Origin of the sequence: Rhodothermus bifroesti, from assembly GCF_017908595.1 — a bacterium.
GTDB lineage: Bacteria > Bacteroidota > Rhodothermia > Rhodothermales > Rhodothermaceae > Rhodothermus > Rhodothermus bifroesti.
The window spans coordinates 182076-203920 of sequence record NZ_JAGKTL010000003.1; the positions used below are offsets into that span (position 1 = coordinate 182076).

Consider the following 21845-nt stretch of genomic DNA (forward strand, 5'->3'; position numbering starts at 1 on the left):
CAAAAAAACATTACGCTATGGAGCCCAAAGACGTGCAATCGCCGCAGACGCATACGGAACCTCCCTTAGAAAGTCAACTTTCAGATACAACTGCACCGGGGAATCTAAGCGAGGAGACCAGTGCCTTAACGGCGCGTATTCAACAATTAGAGGCAGAGCTTGCCCAGCTACAGGACAAGTTTCTGCGCACGGCAGCCGAATTACAGAACTATCGCCGGCGCGTTGAGCAAGAAAAACAACAGTTGTTGGAACTGGGCAAAGCTGCTGCATTGCGACCACTGCTAGATGTGCTCGACGACTTGGAACGCTCGTTAGCAGCTGCACAGCAAACCGAAGGTCAAGATGTCGAGACGGTTTTGCGGCAGCTTCGCGAGGGCGTTTCCCTGGTCTATCGCAAGTTTCTGGATGAACTGGCCCGTTTAGGGGTGCAGCCCATTGAGGCCACAGGCAAGCCGTTTGATCCTATCCTACACGAAGCGTTGCTGCAGCAGCCTGCCCCTGAAGGGGCGGTGCCAGGAACCGTGCTTGAGGAAATTCAAAAAGGGTATCTTCTAGGTGAGCGCGTGCTGCGCCACAGCCGTGTGGTGGTGGCTGCGCCGCCGGATGGGAAAGAGCAGCCCGTAAGCTAAAGGGCCTTTATGCGCGATTACTACGAAGTGCTTGGGGTGGACCGCAGTGCCTCACTGGAAGAAATCAAACGGGCTTACCGCAAGCTGGCGCTGCAATACCACCCCGACCGCAACCCCAACAATAAAGAAGCTGAAGCGCGTTTTAAAGAAATTGCAGAAGCCTACGCGGTGCTTTCCGATCCGGAGAAACGGCGGCGTTATGACCGGTATGGTCACGCCGGTCTGCGGGAAGGTGGCACTGCGTCGGGGGCGTCTCCTTTTGAGGATCTGAACGATATTTTTAGTGCCTTTCACGATATTTTTGGCGCCTCGGGTGCTGTCTTTGAAGAGGTCTTTACCGGGCAGCGGCGCGCACGAAGGCGTGAAAGCGGGCGGGCTGGGGGCGATGTGCACGTTAAGGTGGCTCTAACGCTCGAAGAAATCGCCGAAGGCACTGAAAAAGAAATTCCTGTGCGCAAGTACGTCGCCTGCCAAGCCTGTGGTGGAAGCGGCGCTGAAGGGGGCGTTGCAGGGTACACCACGTGCCCTACGTGCCACGGCACTGGTGAACTGCGTCAGGTTTCGCGCTCCATCTTTGGTCAGTTTATCAACATCCAAACCTGCCCGCACTGCCGAGGCGAGGGACGGGTGCTGCGCAACCGCTGTGCGGCTTGTGGCGGCAGCGGCCGCCAGATGGCTGAGGTGACGGTGCGCGTAACCATCCCGCCAGGAGCCGTAGCAGGGCATTACCTTACGCTTCAGGGAGCCGGGCATGCAGGGATCAACGGTGGGCCAGCGGGCGACCTGATTGTAGAAATCGAGGAGCTTCCTCACGAGCACTTTGTACGGGAGGGGCTGGACATCTACTACGATCTGTTCCTCTCTTTCCCTGATGCTGCTTTAGGCACCGAAGTGGAAGTGCCTACGCTGCGCGGACGGGCGCGGTTGCAAATTGAGCCCGGCATTCAGTCCGGGAAGATTCTCCGCATGCGGGGGCGCGGCTTGCCAGAGCTTAATAGCTCACGCCGGGGGGACCAACTGGTGCGTGTGCACGTGTGGACGCCCACAGAACTCACCGAAAACGAACGCCGAATTTTGGAGCAACTGCGGCATTCGCCTTCCTTCCAGCCCCGTTTGGAAGGCGAACGCAAATCGTTCTTTAGTCGGGTTAAAGACGCCTTTCGCTAAAAACGAAAGGCTAGATGCCTTCAAGGGAGCTTATGGCAAGCCTATCGCGTGGCGAAGCGTTCCGGCAAGTGATGCGACGCGTCCCGTCGCCCGTTACCGTAGTGACGGCGGCAACGGCTGAAGAAATGCGCGGCATTACCATCGGATCCTTTACCAGCGTATCGCTGAATCCCCCACTGATTTCCTTTAACGTCAGCCATCGGGCACGCATGCATGCAGTGCTGCTTAAGGCTGAGCGATTTGCCGTACATCTGCTGCGTGCCGAACAGGTCTACCTCAGCCAACGCTTTGCTGAACCTGGCCTAAGCGGTGCTGAGCAGTTTGCTGGACTAGCATACCGGGTGGAGGGCCACGGTATGCCCATTCTGGAAGGCGTGCTGGCCGTACTCTACTGCCGCCCTTATAGCAGGCTAGAGGCCGGCGACCACACAATCTTTGTAGGCGAGGTCTACGATCTGGAAGCCCACGAAGATGGCCTGCCCGTGCTGTATTACAACCGTGCGTACCGCGTTGTGGGTGAAACACTGGCTCCAGGTCCGGCCATCGATCACGAAACCCCAGCACCGTAGAGCGCAGCTCCAAAAAGGGCGAAATCGTAACGCGCCGGATCTTCAGCGCAGAGTTTCCGGCAGTTTTCTGTAAGCTCCTGAACAGCCCGCCAATCGTTTTGCGGTCGCGTCAACAACCCCCAAGCCCGTGCCTGGCGACCTACGTGCACATCTAAGGGCAGTACCAGCTGGCGAGGGGAAACCGTTTCCCAAAGCCCAAGATCTACCGGACCTGGGCGCACCATCCAGCGAAAATACAGCGCCAGTCGTTTACAGGCACTGCCGCTGGAAGGACGTGGCAGGTGCTTGCGCAGACGCGCCGGTGTTCCAGGCAGCGCGCATAAAGCTTGGCTTAACGCCTCGAGGGCTGGCGCGATATCGGGGGCTTCAGACGGCAGGTGCTGCGCGACAAAAGCAGCTACCGATCCATACCGACGCAGCAAGGCTTGTAGGTTAAGCGTGAGCCATAGCGCATCAACGGGCTGAAACGTGCGATGGCAAAACGCGGCAAGCCGATGACCATCGCGCTCTGGATCGAATCGACGGACAAAATGGTAAGGCTGGTAGTCCATGCAAGCGCACAGCACTTCGAGCTTACGCAAGATGAGCGTGCGGCGCCCCCAGGCAAGCAGGGCGGCATAGAGGCCGATCACTTCCTGATCGCCCGGATCGTCAAAGGCATGCACCACCGCAATAGGATCCTGGGCGATAAAGGCAGGTTGCTCGTAGCGAGCCACCAAAGCCTCTAAAAACAAAGCATCCATGCATTTTACCTCTGAGAACAAGGCGGCCCTTGGGCAAACCAGCTTAGCGCCTGGCGCAGCTCTACGTTGCCCCCGCTGATAATTACCCCAACGCGCTGGTTGGCGACCGCTACCTTACCTTCCCATAAGGCTGCCAACGCCAAGGCGCCAGTAGGTTCGACAACAAGCTTTAGCCGTTCCCATAAAAAATACATGGACTGCAGAATGGCTTCCTCAGAAACCGTAACCATGTCGTCTACATAACGCCGAATGATCGGGAAGGTGATTTGACCTAAAGAAGGGGTCCGAGCCCCATCAGCGATGGTGTCGGGATTGTGCACCTGATGCAGACGGCCTGTTTGAAACGAGCGGGTTGCATCGTCGGCGCGTTCAGGTTCTACACCAATCAGTCGGCACTGGGGCGCTAAAGCCCGCACACTCAAGGCCGATCCGGCGAGCAAACCCCCTCCCCCACAAGGCACCAAGAGCACGTCTAAAGAGCCCACCTCTTCGAGGAATTCTTTGGCCACGGTTCCCTGTCCAGCTACAACGTGGGGGTGATCGTAGGGAGGAATCAGCGTTAGGCCCCGAGCTTGGGCAATCTGGTGCCCTAATGCTTCGCGTGAGGTTTGCGCCGGGTCATAGTGGATGATTTCGGCACCGTAGCTGGCCGCAGCAGCCTGTTTAACAGCGGGGGCCGTGGTGGGCATAACGACCGTGACCGCAACCCCTAGCAACTGTCCAGCTAACGCTAAGGCTTGGGCATGATTCCCTGAAGAGTAGGTGAGCACGCCACGGGCACGGTCGGTTTCCGGGAGCGAAGCCAGGGCATAATAGGCCCCGCGAAATTTGAAGGATCCGGTGCGTTGAAAGTTTTCGCACTTGAGCAGCACGTAAGCCCCGCATAGCTTATCCAGCGTGCGTCCATGCATGACCGGCGTGCGGTGCGCTACGCCGTCCAACTGCCGGGCTGCCGCGAGCACAAACTTATAGGAAGGAATCATGAATATTTAATACATAAGGCTTTTTTGATTAAAAAATATGTTGATTTACAAAATTCTATTTAATAATATAGGAAGAAGTCAAAATAATCAAAATTAAATTAGGTATCCCTATGAGACCTCTAATTTGCCTACTCCTGCTCGGTAGTTTGCTGCACGTACACGCAGCGCAGGCCCAAGAGATTCACTTAGGAGCTGATGTAGTGAGCCGCTACGTTTGGCGTGGACTGGATTTTGGGGAGTCGATGAGCGTACAACCGGGATTACGGCTCACCACAGGTCCACTAACAATTGGCACCTGGGCTTCCTATGCCATCGCTACTCCAGGAGCTTATGCCAATGAGCACGACCTGTACCTTAGCCTCAATTTTGGCGCTTTAACGATAGGCGTGACCGATTATCACTTCCCAACTCCAGAGGGGCGGAAGTTCTTTAACTTTGATAACAACGGAAGAGGTGCACATTATTTGGAGCCTTTTGTGCAACTCTCTGGACCAGCGCAGGCGCCGTTCACGCTCTTTGCAGGGCTTTTTGCCTACAATGACCCTGATTATTCGGTCTACCTGGAAGCCCAATATCCCTTTGCTGTCAATGGGGTCCAGCTGACAGCAAAGGTAGCAGCTGTAGGGGGCAGGAGCAGCTTTTATAATACCGGCAGTGCGGCGTTGGTAACATTAGGGCTTTCGGCTTCCCGAACGATCCCTATTACCGAGCAGTTTGGACTTCCCGTTTTTGTAAGCTATATCCTCAACCCCAATCCCCGTGTTGAGCGGTCTTATCTGGTTTTTGGCCTTACATTGTAAGCAAACGCGGGTGCTCTGGTGCTTGAGGTATACCAGGGCGCCCGCGCTTTTCAGGATTCAGAAGACGGAGGGATTTCGCTACCTGGAAGCTCAGGGGGTGAAGGGGGACGGCGCTCGATAATCACGTCTACGTCGCTTACAAGCGCAGCAATTGCGCCTACTGCAGCCAATGTAGGGGCAAACAGTACAGCCGCTGCCGCACCACCTACGCCTACAGAAAGCGGAAACTCCAGCAACACCCGATCATCCTTTTTGAGAATCACCCTTCGGGCATTCCCTTCCTCAATAATCTCCTGAACGCGCTCGAGCAGTTGCGTGCCACGTACCCGAAATTTTTCAAACTGAGGGCTGGTTGTCTTCATCGCTTGATCAAAAAGGCGCCTCTTGCTTAGAGGCACAATACGTGCAGCCCTGCTTGAGGTTGCGCCTCTTTTGGAAAAGTTCGGTTACGACTCAGTTGACCGTGGTATACTGTCGAAATTCAAACCAGAGCAGCATACCGATGTCGGTTGGACCTAAGGGACAGCCTGCCTGAGCATACGCCAGCCAAACGCGCCGGTAAAGCAGGTGTACATAACGCTGTAGCACTGGGGGCAATGCAGCTACTGCCCGGTGATCAAAGGTAAATTCCATAAGTAAACGACGCATTGCGTAACGACAAAGGAGTGATGTATAGGGAAGTGATCGACCAGAAAAGCCTTGTATTAAGGCCTAGATGGCACTTCTATGAGCCGCTTTTAGTCCATCTAAAGTAACCGCAGTTTATAAAAACTTTTAGGGGGAGCAAACCCTGGGCCCCATTGGAAAATATGCACGCTCTCTAAGCTAGGCTGCGTGCAGCAAGTGCAGATGAAATGCCTGGTCTCCGTAGGCTGTCGCTGGATAGCTGCATCCGATTGCAGGGTAGGGTTGTGCAGCGCGAAAGGTGTGTTTTGATGGCTCCCAGTATGCTTACGAGTGACGTTGCCTCTGGCCTGAAGCCTTGGAAACCTCGTGCCCCCTTGGCTATTATGTACCGTCTCTGTGATATAGCTCAAAGGTGGCATGGAATCGCTGGATCCGGCTGTTCGAACCGTATGGACGGTCAAATTGGCACTTTGGACCTTGGGCGGTGTGTTGCTAGCGTTGGCCTATGAAATTACCCATCTTTTTCGGCCTGATCGCTGGTTGCCCTGGGGCTTTTGGATAGGCGCTGTGTTAGGGATTGGGGGGCTGTTGTGCTGGGTAGTGCCACGACTGCGTTATCGGTTTTGGCGCTATGCCCTACTTCCTGAAGAGCTCATTCTCGAGCGAGGCATTTTCACGCGTGTGCGCACGATTGTTCCGCTGCGACGGGTCCAACATTTGGATGTGGCTCAGGATCTGATTGAGCGCGAGTTTGGGTTGGTCCGGGTGGTGCTGCACACGGCTGGCGCGCGCTATAGCACCATTGTCTTGCCCGGATTGCGACCGCAGCAGGCAGCGCAGCTTCGCGAGCGCATTAAACAACATGTGTTGGAAGACGTGCTCTGATGACTGCGTTTGAGGAGTTCTCAGGGCCTATGCCTGAAGCGCGTCGGCTGCATCCGCTGACGCTGCTGGTACGGCTGTTGATGAGCCTGCCGGCGTTGGGGGTATTGTTGCTGCCTGTGCTTTGGGGAAGGGGTGTAGACCGCAGCGCAATTGCTACGCTTGTGCTTTATGGATGCATTGCCTGGCCGCTTATCTTGGCGCATTACCTGCGCTTTCAATATGCTTTAACACCGCGTGAGCTCATCCTGGAAAGCGGTTTGCTTACCCGCCGGCGGCGTAATATTCCCATAGAGCACATCCAAAACGTGCAAATCGAGCGCAGTGTGCTGGCGCGTTTATTAGGGCTAGCGCGCGTTCGCATTGAAACCGCTGGTAGCAGCGAGACCGAAGGCGAGCTGGCTTTTGTCAGTTTGGCCGAAGCCATGCGCCTTGAGGCGCAGCTTAAAGCCTTGCGCGAAGCTTTGCCTGCCGTTTCTGCCAAGGCACAGGCCGCGGAGCCTTTGTTTTCCATGTCGCTGGGTCGCCTTTTACGCTCTGGGGCGTTTCGATTTTCGCTGATTTTTTTGGCCGGTTTGTTTTCAGCAATGGAGTATTTGAACCTCAGCCCTGAAGAGCTGGTCTACGGTATAGCGCGGGGGCGTTTACGCTGGGTTCAGGATGCTTTTGCCCATGCACCGCTGCTGGCTACACTGGCCACGCTCCTTGTAGCAGCCCTATTGGGATGGGTTGGGGGCATTCTGGTGCATGGAGCGCGCTACTACGGGTTTCGACTTTGGCAGGAAGGCGATCGGCTTTACCGTCAAAGCGGTTTGTTGACGGTGGCTGCTGTTGTTATTCCGCGTCGACGGGTGCAGGCGCTGGTGATCCAAACGAATCCGCTCATGGCCCACTTTGGCTGGTTTGCTTTAGAAGCTCGGCTGATGGGGTTGGCCCAAGAACAACGGGGGAACCAGCTTTTGGTGCCCCTGGGGCGGCTGCACGAAGTGCAGGCTGTAGCGACGCAAGTGTGGCCGCTGGCGTTGCCTGAAGCTTGGAAGCGGGTCTCGCCTCGCCATGGGCGCCGCCTGGCTGTACGCTACCTGCTTGTTGGTGTGCTTGGTTTGGGTGGAATGCACTTGCTATGGGACGTGCAGCTCTGGATTGGGATAGGCTGGGCTGTTGGATCCCTGCTTTGGGCGTGGTGGCAGTATCGCGGACACGGCTATGCCTGTGATGCACGTTTCCTGTTCATTCGTCGTGGGGTTCTCCGCCGCCAGATCTGGTGTTTGCCTTATGCTAAAGTGCAAACGCTCTCGCTACGGCAATCGCTTTTCCAACGGCGGCTAGGACTGGCCACCATGGTGGTTGACGTGGCTGGCGCTTCGCTATGGGATGGACCTGTGCTGCGCGACCTTCCCTTGACAGAAGCTCAAGCCTTGTTTGAACTGCTACATGTACGCTTGCAGGAAGGCCAGCAAGCCTTCAAGGGAACGTCTGAGACATCTCGCCCTGTTTAAACAGCAACGTTATCATCCTGCAGCATCCGGTCCATGCCAACATATATCCCTACCGCCCATGCCTGGCACGACGTCCCTGTCGGCCCTGAAGCACCGGATTGGTTCCACGTCGTGATTGAAATCCCCCAGGGCAGCAAAGTGAAGTACGAGCTGGATAAAGACACGGGGCTGATTCGGGTCGATCGTGTCCTGTATTCTTCGGTGATTTATCCGGCTAACTACGGTTTTATCCCGCAAACACTGGGTGAGGATCATGATCCGCTTGATGTGCTGGTGCTCATGCAAGAGCCTGTAATGCCCCTAAGCCTTTTGCGGGCGCGGCCTATTGGCATGATGACCATGCTCGATCAGGGGCAAAACGACGAGAAAATCATTTGTGTGCACTTGGACGATCCAGCCTTTAATGGTTTTTATCACATTCGAGAGCTTCCCGAGCACCGATTGCGTGAGCTGCGCCGATTTTTTGAAGACTATAAAAAACTTGAGGACAAGGAGGTGCTGGTGCAAGAATTCTTTGGCCCAGCAGAAGCTCGGGCTGTGGTAGCTGAAAGTATTCGGCGCTATGCCACAGAGGTTATGCCAACGCTAGCCCGCACACCGTAGCCTATATCCTGAAGATGCATCCCCTGCTGCAGCCTGGAACGGTTTGGTTGGACACCGCACTTTCGGACGAAGAAAACCAGCAAAGCCTGCTTTTTGTGCAACCTGTGCACGTATTGCAGGCCGACACCGCCGACCAAGTTCCGGCATTGCTGCAGGCATTGGACGCTGCAGTAGCGGCTGGTTATTACGTGGCGGGCTATATAGCCTATGAAGCAGGTTATGCGCTTGCGCCTGTGCCGCTGTCGGTTCCTGAAGATACAGGACCACTAGCCTGGTTTGGTGTCTATGCGCAACCCCATGGTCTAACAGCCGAAGCGGCTTGGGCACTGCTGGCCGAGGCAGAAAGCTATCGGGTGCAAAACCTACGCCCGTTGCTCTCCTTGACCGCTTATCGAGAACGCGTTGAGGCCATTCGCACTTTAATTCGTGAGGGTGAGGTCTACCAGCTTAACTTCACGCTACCGATTTTTTTCCAGTTCGAGGGAGATCCACTGGCGCTTTATCGCAGCCTGCGGCAGCAGCAGCCGGTCCCATACGGAGCTTTTTTGAACACGGGTGAGCGTTTCGTGCTCAGCTTTTCTCCTGAGCTTTTCTTTCGGCGTTGTGGAGAGCGGATCATCACGCGGCCTATGAAAGGGACCATGCGCCGGTCAGAGGATCCCGAAGAAGATCGCGCCTTGGCTGAAGCGCTGCGGACCGATCCGAAGAATCAGGCTGAAAATCTGATGATTGTAGACCTGTTGCGCAACGACCTCTCGGTCTGTTGCCGACCAGGGTCGGTCGTTGTGCCACAGCTGTTTCACGTTGCCGCCTATCCTACGCTTTGGCAGATGACGTCTACGGTAGAAGGCACGCTGCGTCCTGGCGTAGGCTATGCGGCGCTTTTCCGGGCACTTTTCCCATCGGGATCGGTAACGGGGGCGCCAAAGCTACGGGCCCTGCAGCACTTAAGGCACTTAGAGCCAAGCCATCGGGGGGTGTATTGCGGAGCGATTGGGTATGCTGCGCCAGGTGGCGAAGCGGTCTTCAACGTTGCTATTCGCACACTCGAGCTGATCGGTTCAGAAGGGCGTTTGGGCGTAGGGAGTGGAATTGTATGGGATTCTGACCCAGAGGCGGAGTATGCAGAATGCCTGCTCAAAAGTCAGTTTCTACGCCTAGCGGCTGAGCCGTTTGCTCTGATTGAAACCATGCGGTGCACAGCAGGCGCGATCCCCTTGCTCGAGGCGCATCTGGAACGGTTGCGTCGTTCAGCAGCACGGTTTGGGTTCCCGCTGGATGAGGCTGCGCTAAGAGCACGCCTACGCCAGGTGGTGCAGGCGCTGGATCCTATGCAAAGCTGGCGCTTGCGCTTGACGTTGGACGAGCGTGGACACATGAGGTTGACCAGTACGGTCTTGGAGGCTGAGGCTCCCCGTCCTTGGCGGCTCTGTGTGGCTCCATGGCGCCTTGACGCCGCCGATCCACTGCGTTATCACAAAACCACGCGCCGAGCTGATTACGAGGCAGCCTATCTGCAAGCGCGTGCCGCTGGCTACGATGAGGTCATCTTTTTGAACACCCGCGGAGAGGTGTGCGAGGGCTCTCGCACAAACATCTTCGCCCAAATGGACGGTCAGCTCTACACGCCTCCGGTGCGCTGTGGGCTACTGCCTGGCGTGTACCGGGCGCATGTGCTTGCAACGCGGCCAGAAGCTGCCGAAAAGGTGCTCACGCTCGATGATCTGCGGCGGGCTGAAGCCCTTTACGTGTGCAACGCGGTACTTGGTTGGCAGCCTGCAATACTTTGTCCTGAAGCCTAAAGTCCTATGGCCTCTCAGCCGGTAACCCTAGAAACTTTAGCCGCGCTGTTAGACAGCACGCCGCCGTTTGATGGGCTGACGCCGGCAGCGCGTCGGATGCTTTTTGAAGCGGCCCTGCTGGTATCCTATGAAGCAGGCGACGTGATTTTGGCACAAGGGGTTATCCCCGCTCATCCTCGCTACTTGTATCTGGTCGTTTCTGGGGCAGTGCAGCAGGTCGATAAAGACACGGGGCGTTTGGTAGATCACTGCGAAGCAGGTGATGTGTTTGGGTATGACGCACTCTTGCATGAAGCCCCCCTACCTTACGAAGCGCGTGCGTTAGAACCTACGCAATGTGTGCTGATTCCTGAGGCGGCCTTCTTTCGGGTATACCGATCTTGCGAGGCCTTTGCCGCATTTTTTGAAAAGAATCTGCAGCTGTATGCGCACCGTTTGGGCAGGAGCCGAATGGATATGGCTGGTGCCCAGGTGCTGCTTACAACCCCTTTACGTGCTTTGGTACATCGCGCACCAGTTGGGTGTGCACCTGAGACAACAGTGCAGGAAGCGGCTCGTCGCATGCGCGAAGCGCGCGTTGGGTCCATACTCGTGTTGGATACCGATGGGCGTGCCCTGGGGATACTGACCAATAGCGACTTGCGCGACAAAGTCGTGGCCGAAGGACGCATGCCAGACATGCCCGTAAGCCAGCTGATGAGCACGCCGCTGATTACGCTGCCAGCTTATGCTCCGGTGATGGAAGGGCTCATGACTATGGCACGCCACCGCCTACACCATTTGGTGCTCACGGAAAATGAAAACCCAGATTCTCCGGTGGTGGGGGTGATTTCTGGGCAAGATATCGCCCATGTGCGCGGGCATGACCCAGTTGCTACGCTGAAGCGCATCGAAAAAGCCGATGCGATAGCAACGCTGGCTGTTTTGCGCCAAGAAGCCTTTGCCTTGTTACGCCAGTTGCGCCAACAAGGCATGGCTGCTACAGATTTGCTCTACCTCGCTGCAGAGTTAAGCGACCGCATCGTTGTGCGGATCTTGCAACTGACCGAAGCGCAGCAGCCTGACAAAGCGTTAGCCATCCCCTGGGCCTGGATGGCGCTGGGTAGCCAAGGGCGACGAGAAATGGGCTTTCAGACAGAGCAGGCGAATGCCCTAATCTATGCCGATCCATACAGCGAGCAGCGAGCACGTTGGGCAGAAGACTGGCTTGGGAAGCTGGCGCACCAGGCCAATGAAGCACTGGAAGCGGTAGGATTTGCTCGTTGCTCTGAGGTTATCGCCAGCAGTCCGCGTTATCGGCAATCGGTCAGTGGCTGGAAGCATACGTTTCGACACTGGATCGATAATCCCGACGAAAAAGTCCCAATATCCCTGTTTTTTGACCTTAGAGCCCTTTATGGGGCTGCAGCATTGGTTGAGCAGCTGAAAGTGGATCTGCAGCAGACTTTGCAGCAAGCACAAGGCTTTCTCGCATGGATGATGCACAATGCCTTACGCAACCGCCCACCTTTGTCTTTCTTTGGACGGTTTCTCCTGGATCGTTCAGGCAAACAGCAGCCTGGGTTCGACATCCAACAGCGCGGCTTAATGCCCATTACGGACCTGGCCCGCGTGCTGGCGCTGGAGGCCGGCTACGTGCATGCAACAGGAACGCTCGACCGGCTGCAGGTAGCAGCGCAATTGCCAGGGGTGAAGCAAATCGCTCAAGACCTGCAAGAAGCCTATCGATTTTTGGTCGAACTCCAACTCGACCATCAGTTGCAGCAAATCGAAGCCGGCCAACCCCCAGACAACCTCATCGCTCCTGAAGAGCTCACCAGCGGGCAACGCAAAATGCTTAAGCTTGTATTTTCGATCATTCAAGAGGCCCAAGAAGCCTTGGCCACGCGCTACAGTGCCCACAAGATTCGGTGAGCGCTTGATTTTCTGCCCTGAATCCGGTTATTTGGGCGCCTATACCTTAGGTAAAGCATAAACCCTGAAATCCAGCACATATGACCACGCCAAGTGCTGAACGCGGGCAGTGGAGCTCGCGCGTTGGTTTTATTTTGGCTGCCGCAGGCTCGGCTATTGGCCTAGGTAACATTTGGCGTTTCCCGTACATTACCGGCCAGAATGGCGGTGCTGCGTTTGTGGTCATCTATCTGTTGTGCGTTGTGCTGATTTGCCTTCCCTATTTGCTTGCTGAACTGGTCTTAGGGCGACATACCCAAAAAAACCCCGTAGGCGCCATTCGCCTGTTGCGGCCTGGATCTCCCTGGATCGGGGTGGGCGTGCTGTGTGTGCTTACCGGCGTAGGGATCCTCAGTTACTACGCGGTCATTGCTGGATGGACTTTTGGGTATATTTTTAAAAATTTGCTTTTTGCACATCTGGACTTTGGGCATTTTGTAGCCAGTCCTTGGATCGTGGTGCCCCTATTTGCTGTGTTTTTAGGATTGACAATGTGGGTGGTGTTTGGGGGTGTAGAACAGGGCATTGAGCGCTGGTCAAAGGTGCTTATGCCGCTTTTGGTTTTGTTGATGGCTGTGCTTATTGTGCGCAGCGTGACCCTACCTGGAGCAGAAAAAGGGCTGGCTTTCTATCTCAAGCCAGATTTTTCGAAAGTAACCCCTGGCGTGGTGATGGCTGCTTTAGGACAGGCCTTCTTTTCTTTGAGTTTGGGCATGGGGGCGATGATCACCTACGGCTCCTACCTTTCCCGACGGGAAGACGTGGTGGCTTCTGGAGCCTATGTGGCGCTGTTTGATACGCTCGTTGCGCTCATGGCCGGATTTATGATTTTCCCTGCAGTGTTTGCTACTGGTCATGATCCAGCCAGCGGGCCGCGTTTGGTGTTTGTTGTGCTTCCGGAGATTTTCCAGACCCTGCCTTTAGGGGGGCTGCTTGGGGCATTGTTTTTCCTACTGCTGTCAATTGCAGCGCTTACGTCCACCATTTCCCTTTTAGAAGTGGTGGTAGCCTATTTTGTGGATGAGCGTCGTTGGAGCCGAAAGCGTTCGGTGTGGGTTGTGGGTGTGTTGACGTTTTTGATTGGCCTACCCTCAGCCTTATCACAGGGTACGGTTGAAGGGTTGACCCGAATGGACTGGCTGGTAGGAGAAGAGGGCTTTTTAGGACAGCACGACTTTCTCAGCATCATGGATGCGTTGTGGGGAAACTTGGCGTTGGCCTTAGGAGCGCTACTGCTGAGTGTTTTTATCGGTTGGGTGTGGGGAGCTGAGAAAGCTGCCCAAGAGTTGCAGCAAGGAAGTCAGATATCCCCGGGATTGTTGCGTATTTGGCAAGTTTTTATTCGCTACATTTGTCCGGTGGTAATTCTGATTATTCTAGTAAACGTGCTCCGTGGCTATCTGGGCTAGTGTGGCAGGGTGTTTGCTGAAGCGTGAGAACCCTTTGCGGAACCTGTAAGGCCAAGTGATCGTCAACGGTTTGCACCAATGGTAAATTGTTATGCCCCTTGAACCAACCGAGGGCGCTTGCCCTCACCAGCCTTGGACGCCGACGCACCGCCATCTCGCGCTGCTTTTCTTCTGTTGACGTTTTCCTTGGCACTGGCGCCGGAGCCAGTAATCCTTGCAGCTGAGTTTGTGTTTTTGGGAGTTTGCGTACTGGTTTCGGCATTGCTTTCGGGCGCAGAGGCAGTCCTGCAAGCGCCTTTGACAGCTTCTGTTGCCCCTGAGGCGATAACGCGTCGCCTGCAAGCCTTACGGGCACGACCGCGCCATTTGTTGTTGACGCTGCAATTGTGTAACCTTTTGGCTAATTTGGGCGCGGCCCTAATGGCCGTTTTGCTGGTAGTGCAGCTGTCTTGGTCCGCGCATTGGTCCTCTGTTTGGGTGCTGGTAGCGACGCTTTTGGGGATAACATTGCTTTTATTGGTTCTGGGAGAGATTACGCCCCGCCTGCTGGCTAGTCGTTATGCCGCTGTGCTTGTGCATCGCCTGGTTGGGGTGCTCTGGGTACTGCAGCGGCTATTTTTCCCAATTGCAGACTTACTGGTACGCCTGTCGCAGCAGGTACAGCAACGGCTTCGGGTTTCGGAGCGACCGTTATCTCCAGAAGAACTGAAAGCCTTGGCTGGGCTAAACGGTACAGCGGGTGCATTAAGTGAAGCAGAGCGCGCCTTACTGGCCTCGATTTTAGAGTTTGGTGAAACCACCGTGCGAGAGGTGATGGTGAGCCGGCTCGATATTGTGGCATTACCCATTACGGCTACTTTTGGAGAAGCCTTGGCCCGCATTCGAAGCAGCGGCCACTCGCGGCTCCCCCTTTACGCAGAGCACCTGGACAATATTGTGGGCATTCTTTACGCTAAGGATCTCCTGCCTTATTTGGGACAAGCTGACTTGAATCAACCTTTGGATTGGGCACGTTTGGCACGTCCGCCTATGTTTGTGCCGCTCAGCAAAAAGCTTGACGATCTATTGCGCGATTTTCAGCGGCGTAAAACGCATATGGCTATTGTAGTCGATGAGTATGGCGGAACGGCCGGGCTGATTACCATGGAAGATGTGCTTGAAGAAATTGTCGGTGACATTCGCGATGAACACGACGAGCGCGAGCCAGCGTTGTACGTTCGGCTGGATGCACAGACCTACCGTGTCGATGCGCGCATGAACCTTGACGATCTGGTCGAACTGCTGGGCATTTCCCTGGATACGGAATCGTTCGATTTCGAAACCTTAGGAGGGTTGATTTTGCACGTGCTTGGCCAAATTCCCAAACCCGGCGATGAAGTCACGTATGGGCCGTTACAGCTGCGCGTGGAAACCGTCGATAACCACCGCATTGGTCAAGTATGGGTGCATGTAATCCCTCCGGAAGTAGCCACTTCGCCTTCCGGACATAAACCTGAGGAAGAAGCTTAAGATGCTGCTTCTATTGTTTTTGGTTGGGACGGCGACGGCACCGAGGCCTTTTCTCGCGGAAGATCCCCGCCTTTTGTGGGTTCAGCTCCGCTACACGCAGCCGACTTCCCCAACGCGTGCGCAACCAGCTGACCCTTGGTTGGCTTACGACAAAGTGCAACACGCGGCCATTTCTTTTCTGTGGACCCTGAGTACGCAGTATGCCCTAGTGCAAAAAATAGGCTGGGCAGAACAACAGGCACTGCCATTTGCCGCTGGCGGTACCGCTCTTGTAGGGGTAGGTAAGGAACTGTATGACTGGAAAGTGGGTGCAACGCGTCGCTTTAGCTATCGCGACCTGGTGGCCGACGGCGTCGGGATCCTATTGGCTGTCGGTTTCATTCTCTTATAACCCACCATCATCGGGGCTAAGGCCTCAGCGACATGCGCGAACTTAAAGAGTATTGTGGCATCTTTGGTGTCTATAATGCGCCGAATGCAGCCCGCCTGATCTACTACGGCCTTCATGCTTTGCAGCATCGCGGACAGGAATCGGCAGGGATTGTTACCGCTACCTATGACGAGGTACGCCGAAGGCCGGTTATGGCTGTGCACAAAGACTTTGGGTTGGTGCTCGACGTGTTCAGTGAGCCCTCGATTTTTGAGACAAAACTATTGGGGCGTGCCGGTATTGGCCACAACCGCTATTCTACCAGTGGCTCAGCCACCAACCGGGCCAATATCCAGCCTTTTGTGGTGCACTACCGTGACGGCAATATTGCCCTGGCCCATAACGGCAACCTTTCAAACGCCCGTGAGCTGCGCCAGGCGTTTAGCGAACGGGGAACGCTCTTTCAGACCACCAGCGATAGTGAGCTCATCCTGCACTTGATTGCGCAAAGTCGCCGCCAGCAACAAATCGACCAGATTATCGATGCGCTCACCCAAGTTGAAGGCGCTTTTTCGCTGCTTATTTTGACCGACACCAGCTTAATCGCAGTACGGGATCCTAGTGGCTTCCGGCCATTGGCCTTAGGACGATTGCGCAACGACGACGGGTCGTGGGCCTACTGCGTAGCTAGCGAAACTTGCGCCTTTGACCTGATCGGTGCGGAATACCTGCGCGATATTGAACCTGGTGAAATCCTGGTAATCGATCAGGAAGGCTGTGCTACCGGAAGTTTTGCCCGTTACTGGCTACCTCGGCGCTACCGGGTGAGCCAGTGCATCTTTGAGTACGTCTACTTTGCTCGGCCTGACTCCAAGGTTTTTGGGGAAATGGTCGATAAGGTGCGCCGCAAGCTGGGTAAACAACTGGCGCATGAGGCTCCAGTGCCGCGTGTAGCGCCCGAGGAAAAGCCCCCGATCGTCATCTCGGTCCCCGATTCTTCGAATACGGTTGCTTTAGGCTATACCACCGAATGCCAAAAGCTGGGCTATCCATGCCGCTATGAAATTGGTCTCATCCGCAATCACTACGTAGGACGTACGTTTATCGCCCCTGGCCAGGACCGACGCGAAATGAAGGTCCGCTGCAAGTTCAATACGGTAGAAGGCGTTTTGCGCGACCGCATTGTGGTGGTGGTGGACGATTCCATCGTGCGCGGTACAACCTCGCGCTTTTTGGTGCACATGATCCGGCAGGCCGGTGCGCGTGAGGTACATCTGCGCATTGCCTCGCCACCCGTAATTAGCCCTTGCTTTTATGGCATGGATTTCCCGAGTGCCGAAGAGCTCTTGGCAAACAAGTTTGGCAGCATTGAAGAGATGCGGCGTTGGCTTGGCGTCGATTCATTAGCCTATCTTTCGGTGGAAGGGTTAATGGAAGCTGTGCACTCGGCTCATCCCAATGGGCTGGGGTATTGCAACGCTTGCTTTACGGCCAACTATCCGGTGCCTGTAGAAATGGGCGTGACCAAAGAGGAAAACGAGTGGTGATCCCTTAATAGCCGGCTGCTGCGCCTTCTCCTCGAGGATCCACGCCAGCCAAATACACCCGTTCGGTGTAAGGCCTTGGGGCTAGCGGATCTGGATCGTAAAGTACCTGGATGGCATGCGCCCGACCGCTCGTCCCTTCACGCTCAAGGACGTTCCAACCTCGCCGCTTCAGATTTTCGATCACATCCATCGGGAAGCCGCGTCGTTCATAATAGAGCACGGGTGGCCATCCTTGGTGGTGGATGCGCGGCGCCAGCACAGCCTGCTGGATGTTCATCCCGTGATCAATGACGTTGAGTACCAGCTGAAAAACGGTCGTCACAATGGTTGCGCCGCCGGGTGTGCCCAGCACCAAAAACAGGCGTCCCTGGGGATCTTCAATGATCGTTGGGGTCATTGAAGAGAGCATGCGTTTGCCTGGCGCGATCGCGTTGGCTTCGGATCCGATCAGCCCGTAGAGATTGGGCACGCCAGGCGCCGCGCTGAAATCGTCCATTTCGTTGTTGAGAAAAAATCCAGCCCCGTCAACCACAACCAGGGCGCCATAGGAGCCGTTCAGCGTGGTGGTGACGCTAACCGCATTCCCTTCTTCATCTACTACGGAGTAGTGCGTGGTTTCTTGTGACTCGAAGGCCAGTGGGTCGCCGTGCAAACGGCAGTGCGTGGTGTCGGTCTGCTCCAGGCGAAAATGGGCCATGCGCTGCCGCATATAGGCCTTGCTCAGCAAGCCTTGCACCGGAATGGTTACGAAGTCGGGATCCCCGAGCCAGTAGGCCCGATCGGCATACACGCAACGCATCGCTTCGGCCATTAAATGCAGCGTAGCGCTACTGCCAAAGCCCATGCGGCTAATGTCAAACGGCTCAACGGCATTGAGCAGCTGAATGAGTCCAATACCCCCAGCTGAAGGAGGCCCCATCGATAGTATGCGATAGCCGCGATAGGTGCCGACTACGGGAGGGCGCTCAACCGCACGGTAAGTCGCTAGGTCTTCATGCGTGATCAGACCACCGCCACGTTGCATTTCGGCCACGATCAGGTCTGCTGTCTGGCCGCGGTAAAAATCGTCTACGCCTTTGTCGCGAATGCGCCGTAACGTTTGGGCTAAGTCTTTTTGGATGAACCGTTCACCTTCTCGAAAAGGCTGGTCCTTGGTAAAGTACTTGCGCGTTGAAGGATAACGTAGAAAAGCCGTGCGTAAGGCGTTGAGCTGGGCAGCTTGCGTGCGCGTAAGCTGGAAGCCCGTTTCGGCCAAACGGATGGCCGGTGCAAGCACCTCGCTTCGAGAAAGACGACCATAGCGGGCGTGCGCTAGTAGCAGTCCAGCTACCGTGCCAGGCACCCCAACGGCCAGGTAGCCTTCCTGACTGCGCTCGGGCACAAAGCGCCCGTGGGCATCCAAAAACATGTCGCGTGTGGCAGCACGAGGGGCCGTTTCACGAAAGTCGATCGTGGTCGCACGGCCATCAGCAAATCGGATAACCATAAAGCCGCCGCCCCCCAGGTTGCCAGCTGAGGGCAATACGACAGCCAGCGCAAAACCTGTGGCCACGGCAGCATCAACAGCATTGCCCCCGCGTTGCAGCACTTCCAACCCCGCTGCTGCGGCTGCAGCATGCTCGGCAACCACTAAACCCCGATAGGCCCGGTACGGATAGGGGACTTCCCCAACCTGGGCACTAGCACCCAGCGCCAAAAGCATCCCCCAAAAGACCAGGGGAAAGCACTGCTTCATACCAGATTTACAATAGGTTATGGGAATTTTCGAAGCGAAAAGGGAGCTTTTGTGATGCCTGGCGTAGTCAAAACGTAAAGCTTGCGCCAAAGGCGCATGAAAAAAGCGCATTTTACCCCTTTTGGAGCATTTGATCTTTAAAGCGCAAGCCCGGTATATTCCTTGCCCCTAACTGCCCTGCCGTGTGTAATTAAAAAATAAGTAGTTATGCGCTACCGTATTGATCAAGCAATCCGGGCATTGACGGTAGGCGCTGGCGTGGTCAGTCTGCTGGTGTATGCCATATTCCGTCTGCTTTAATCGGTTGCCGACTGGAGATGTAGACCGGGCTGGCGATGGAGAAATTCGTGATACAGCTCCAGTTGGCGGTTGTGCAGAGGGATCGCGTAGCCCTCAATAAATACGTACCGTACCTGCGTACGTGGTTCAAAGGGATCGCCATCGGTCACAAACAGCGTGGCTTTTTTGCCTGCTTCTAAGGAACCGATCTGATCGGCTACACCAAAAATTTCTGCTGGATTGATGGTGACGGCCCGAAGGGCTGCTTCGCGTCCCAGGCCATAGGCAGCGGCAAATCCGGCGTGATAGGGCAAGTTGCGGACGTTTTCGGCTTCTCCGGTGCGGAGTGCGATTTTGACACCAGCCGCGTGCAGCAGCGCGGCATTGGCGTAGGGTTTGTCGTAGCGGTCTGATTCACGGGTAGGTAGGGCAAGCACAGGGCCTACCAGGCAGGGGATGCCGGCTGCGGCGATTTTGTCGGCCACGCGCCAACCCTCGGCTACGCCGCTAAGGATAACACGCTTCAAGCCGCGTTTTTGGATCCACTCTAAGGCTGCAAGAATATCGGGCGCCAGGTCGACCTTGAGAAGCAGGGGCATTTCCCCGCGTAACACGGGTAGCAGTGCCTGCATTTCTGGCACATACAGGGGTTGCGGGTTACGTTCGGGATTGGCACGGTAAGCCGAGTCGATGCGGGCGTAGAGCATTGCTCGATCCCAGATTTCGTCGAGCTTCTGCATCGCTTCTCGAAAAGCTTTTTCAATTTCTTCCGGCTTGCGCCGATCAAAAGGGCTGCGGCGGCCTTTGGAGGGAAACTGCAGCACCATGAGCCGAACACCGCCTAGGTGCATGTGCTCGGGTGTGTAGCCAAACAGGTTGATCAGTGCGGCGGTGCCTGGCAGCAGGCCGCCTTCGGGTTCGGTGAGTACGGTAGTGACGCCATTGACCCGCGTTACAGGGATAAGCACGGAGTTGGGGTTCACAGCCGTGAGCGCTTCGAGCTGAGGGTTCAGCTCGCCCAGCTCACGGTAGTCGCGCGTTTCGGGGAGTGATTCGATCTCGGTCAGGCCCAAACGCGTACCGCTATCAATAAAGCCCGGATACACTTCCAGACCAGTGGCATCGAGCACCTCTGCCTCAGGGGGAATGGGAATGTTCTGCCCCAAGGCTTCAATGCGATCCCCGCGAATAATGAGCGTTCCATTTTCAATGATGCCTTGGGTGATGGTGACCAGTCGGGCATTGGTTAAGGCAAACACGCCTTGCCGCGCCTGCGGTGTGCTAGAACTTTGGGCAGCGGCTGGTCCTGTCATCAGCCCGAAGAGAAGTCCGTAGAAGCACAGCCGTTTCATGGTGCCTGCGTGATTTCGGTGAGCAATGCGAAGAAATCTGTGTCTTGTAGGCAGCGTTCGTGGTGTGTCTGAGGCGTGATCGCCAACTCGACAGGCTGCTCGGGATCGACACGCAGCCGCATGTCGTCGGGGTCACGGTCGGCGTCAAAGCGCACGATCCCATCAACAATGGTTTTCTTGCACACAGCGTAGATGGAAAGTGGGTGCGCGCTAAAGAGGGCTAAGTCGGCATCTTTCCCAACCTCAATGGAGCCGACGCGGTCTTCAATGCCAAGCTGGCGGGCAGGATTGATCGTGATCAGTGCCAGCGCCTCGTCTTCACTAAGGCCGCCATATTTCAGCGTTTTGGCGGCTTCATGGTAAAGATGGCGGTTAAGCTCTGGAGAGTCGGAGTTGATCGAGGTGATGACGCCGTTACGTGTAAGGATTGCGGCATTGTAAGCGGTGGAGTAGTACACTTCAAATTTATAGGCCCACCAGTCGGAAAACACCGAGGCCATAGCCCCAAAGGCAGCCAGCTCAGGCGCTACTTTGAAGCCTTCGTTTACGTGTTGAAAGACAACGCGACGGATGCCAAAGTCTTTCAGCACACGCAGGAGCATCAGGATTTCATCGGCACGGTAAGCGTGGCAGTGAATGAGAATGTTGCCTCGGAGAATTTCGGCCAGTACTTCAAGGCGCGCGTCATAGGGGGGAGGCACAGCCCTGGGATTGCGACGACGTTCTTGTTCATACCGATCCCAGGCCTCGCGGTAACGTTGGGCTTTGTGAAAGGCGTCGCGGATGACGAATTCAACACCCATACGGGAGAGCGGGGGGACGTTGCTGTTGCGGCCGTGCACGCGCGTCGGGTTTTCGCCTAAAGCGAACTTAATCGTTCGCGGAGCGCCTTCCATACGGAGTGCTTCGGGGTCCGTCTCGCCGTAGCGATGTTTGATGGTCACGTTCTGTCCGCCGATAACGTTGGCTGAGCCGTGCATGACATGGGAAACTGTGACGCCGCCAGCGAGCGCGCGATATAGGCGAATGTCATAGGGGTTGAGCACGTCTCCCACGCGCACCTCGGCCGTGACCGGGTTGGTGGCTTCGTTGACGTTAGAGATGGCAATGTGGGAATGCGCATCAATGATGCCTGGCATTACGTAAAGACCGCTGGCATCGATGACCTCAATCCCAGGGGGAGCTGTAAGGTTCTGACCAATGGCAGCAATCTTGCCATTACGGATCAAAATGTCGGTGTTGGCAAGTGTACCCTGGGTAACGGTAAGTACGGTACCGTTGCGAATGAGCAGGTCACCTTTGCGCTGCGCGTATGCAGGAAGCGCAGCAAGCACTGCAGAAAATCCCAGGGCAAAAACCCAGTGTCTACGCATAGGCTAAAGCGTTT

20 protein-coding genes are annotated in these 21845 nt (G+C 55.8%); 13 read left to right on the forward strand and 7 right to left on the reverse strand.

Translation table 11 applies throughout. The features are described from left to right. The first annotated feature begins 17 nt into the window (after positions 1–17). From J8E65_RS07695 to J8E65_RS07705, 3 genes are read left to right on the forward strand one after another with little or no spacing between them, the layout of a single operon-like run. The gene (locus J8E65_RS07695) at positions 18–629 is read left to right on the forward strand and encodes a nucleotide exchange factor GrpE (protein ID WP_210375180.1); all 612 of its coding nucleotides are present in this window, start codon (positions 18–20) and stop codon (positions 627–629) included. A gap of 9 nt (positions 630–638) precedes the next feature. Then, the gene (gene dnaJ / locus J8E65_RS07700) at positions 639–1796 is read left to right on the forward strand and encodes a molecular chaperone DnaJ (RefSeq protein WP_210375181.1); all 1158 of its coding nucleotides are present in this window, start codon (positions 639–641) and stop codon (positions 1794–1796) included. Positions 1797–1828: 32 nt separating this feature from the next. Then, positions 1829–2365 (forward strand): flavin reductase family protein, encoded by a 537-nt coding sequence (locus J8E65_RS07705; protein WP_210375182.1) that lies wholly within the window; start codon positions 1829–1831, stop codon positions 2363–2365. On the opposite strand, the gene J8E65_RS07710 is transcribed toward J8E65_RS07705, so the two are convergent. Together J8E65_RS07710 and J8E65_RS07715 are read right to left on the reverse strand one after the other, a co-directional pair. Continuing rightward, entirely contained in the window at positions 2344–3108 is a 765-nt protein-coding gene (locus J8E65_RS07710; RefSeq protein ID WP_210375183.1) for a TIGR02757 family protein, read from the reverse strand. The genes J8E65_RS07705 and J8E65_RS07710 overlap by 22 nt on opposite strands. A gap of 5 nt (positions 3109–3113) precedes the next feature. Then, complete coding sequence (locus tag J8E65_RS07715; protein ID WP_210375184.1) at positions 3114–4091, reverse strand: threo-3-hydroxy-L-aspartate ammonia-lyase; 978 nt, start codon at positions 4089–4091, stop codon at positions 3114–3116. Positions 4092–4201: 110 nt separating this feature from the next. On the opposite strand from J8E65_RS07715, the gene J8E65_RS07720 reads away from it, so the two are divergent. Next, on the forward strand, positions 4202–4891 hold the full coding sequence (locus tag J8E65_RS07720; RefSeq protein ID WP_210375185.1) for a hypothetical protein: 690 nt from the start codon (positions 4202–4204) through the stop codon (positions 4889–4891). A 50-nt stretch (positions 4892–4941) separates the two neighbouring features. Here J8E65_RS07720 and J8E65_RS07725 read toward each other — a convergent pair whose 3' ends face one another. Together J8E65_RS07725 and J8E65_RS07730 are read right to left on the reverse strand one after the other, a co-directional pair. Beyond that, a complete protein-coding gene (locus J8E65_RS07725) occupies positions 4942–5253 on the reverse strand; it encodes a DUF4342 domain-containing protein (protein WP_210375186.1) in 312 nt (103 codons plus the stop codon). A gap of 91 nt (positions 5254–5344) precedes the next feature. Then, positions 5345–5524 (reverse strand): hypothetical protein, encoded by a 180-nt coding sequence (locus tag J8E65_RS07730; protein WP_237181775.1) that lies wholly within the window; start codon positions 5522–5524, stop codon positions 5345–5347. A 411-nt stretch (positions 5525–5935) separates the two neighbouring features. Here J8E65_RS07730 and J8E65_RS07735 point away from each other — a divergent pair, with 411 nt between their 5' ends. The 9 genes from J8E65_RS07735 to purF all read left to right on the forward strand — a co-directional run bounded on the left by J8E65_RS07735 (position 5936) and on the right by purF (position 17092). Continuing rightward, a complete protein-coding gene (locus J8E65_RS07735) occupies positions 5936–6403 on the forward strand; it encodes a PH domain-containing protein (protein ID WP_210375188.1) in 468 nt (155 codons plus the stop codon). Continuing rightward, the gene (locus tag J8E65_RS07740) at positions 6403–7899 is read left to right on the forward strand and encodes a PH domain-containing protein (RefSeq protein WP_210375189.1); all 1497 of its coding nucleotides are present in this window, start codon (positions 6403–6405) and stop codon (positions 7897–7899) included. The genes J8E65_RS07735 and J8E65_RS07740 overlap by 1 nt, the downstream gene beginning before the upstream one ends. A gap of 33 nt (positions 7900–7932) precedes the next feature. Next, positions 7933–8502: an inorganic diphosphatase gene (locus J8E65_RS07745; RefSeq protein ID WP_210375190.1), complete on the forward strand. Its 570-nt coding sequence runs from the start codon at positions 7933–7935 to the stop codon at positions 8500–8502. A 14-nt stretch (positions 8503–8516) separates the two neighbouring features. Further along, the gene (gene pabB / locus J8E65_RS07750; protein WP_210375191.1) at positions 8517–10304 is read left to right on the forward strand and encodes an aminodeoxychorismate synthase component I; all 1788 of its coding nucleotides are present in this window, start codon (positions 8517–8519) and stop codon (positions 10302–10304) included. A 6-nt stretch (positions 10305–10310) separates the two neighbouring features. Then, the gene (locus J8E65_RS07755) at positions 10311–12218 is read left to right on the forward strand and encodes a putative nucleotidyltransferase substrate binding domain-containing protein (protein ID WP_210375192.1); all 1908 of its coding nucleotides are present in this window, start codon (positions 10311–10313) and stop codon (positions 12216–12218) included. A gap of 80 nt (positions 12219–12298) precedes the next feature. Then, positions 12299–13666, forward strand: a complete 1368-nt coding sequence (locus J8E65_RS07760; RefSeq protein WP_210375193.1) for a sodium-dependent transporter — start codon at positions 12299–12301, stop codon at positions 13664–13666. Between the two features lie 132 nt (positions 13667–13798). After that, on the forward strand, positions 13799–15175 hold the full coding sequence (locus J8E65_RS07765; RefSeq protein WP_237181776.1) for a CNNM domain-containing protein: 1377 nt from the start codon (positions 13799–13801) through the stop codon (positions 15173–15175). 1 nt (position 15176) lies between these two features. Continuing rightward, positions 15177–15566 carry a YfiM family lipoprotein gene (locus J8E65_RS07770; protein ID WP_237181777.1) on the forward strand — a complete coding sequence of 130 codons (390 nt, stop codon included), beginning with the start codon at positions 15177–15179 and terminating at the stop codon, positions 15564–15566. Positions 15567–15598: 32 nt separating this feature from the next. Beyond that, positions 15599–17092, forward strand: coding sequence for an amidophosphoribosyltransferase (purF, locus tag J8E65_RS07775; RefSeq protein ID WP_210375194.1), 1494 nt, complete (start codon positions 15599–15601; stop codon positions 17090–17092). A gap of 4 nt (positions 17093–17096) precedes the next feature. On the opposite strand, the gene ggt is transcribed toward purF, so the two are convergent. From ggt to J8E65_RS07790, 3 genes are all read right to left on the reverse strand, one after another. Continuing rightward, positions 17097–18827: a gamma-glutamyltransferase gene (ggt, locus tag J8E65_RS07780; protein WP_237181778.1), complete on the reverse strand. Its 1731-nt coding sequence runs from the start codon at positions 18825–18827 to the stop codon at positions 17097–17099. A 296-nt stretch (positions 18828–19123) separates the two neighbouring features. Continuing rightward, a complete protein-coding gene (locus J8E65_RS07785; protein WP_210375196.1) occupies positions 19124–20458 on the reverse strand; it encodes an amidohydrolase family protein in 1335 nt (444 codons plus the stop codon). Then, positions 20455–21831, reverse strand: coding sequence for an amidohydrolase (locus J8E65_RS07790; RefSeq protein WP_237181779.1), 1377 nt, complete (start codon positions 21829–21831; stop codon positions 20455–20457). The genes J8E65_RS07785 and J8E65_RS07790 overlap by 4 nt, the downstream gene beginning before the upstream one ends. Positions 21832–21845 lie beyond the last annotated feature (14 nt).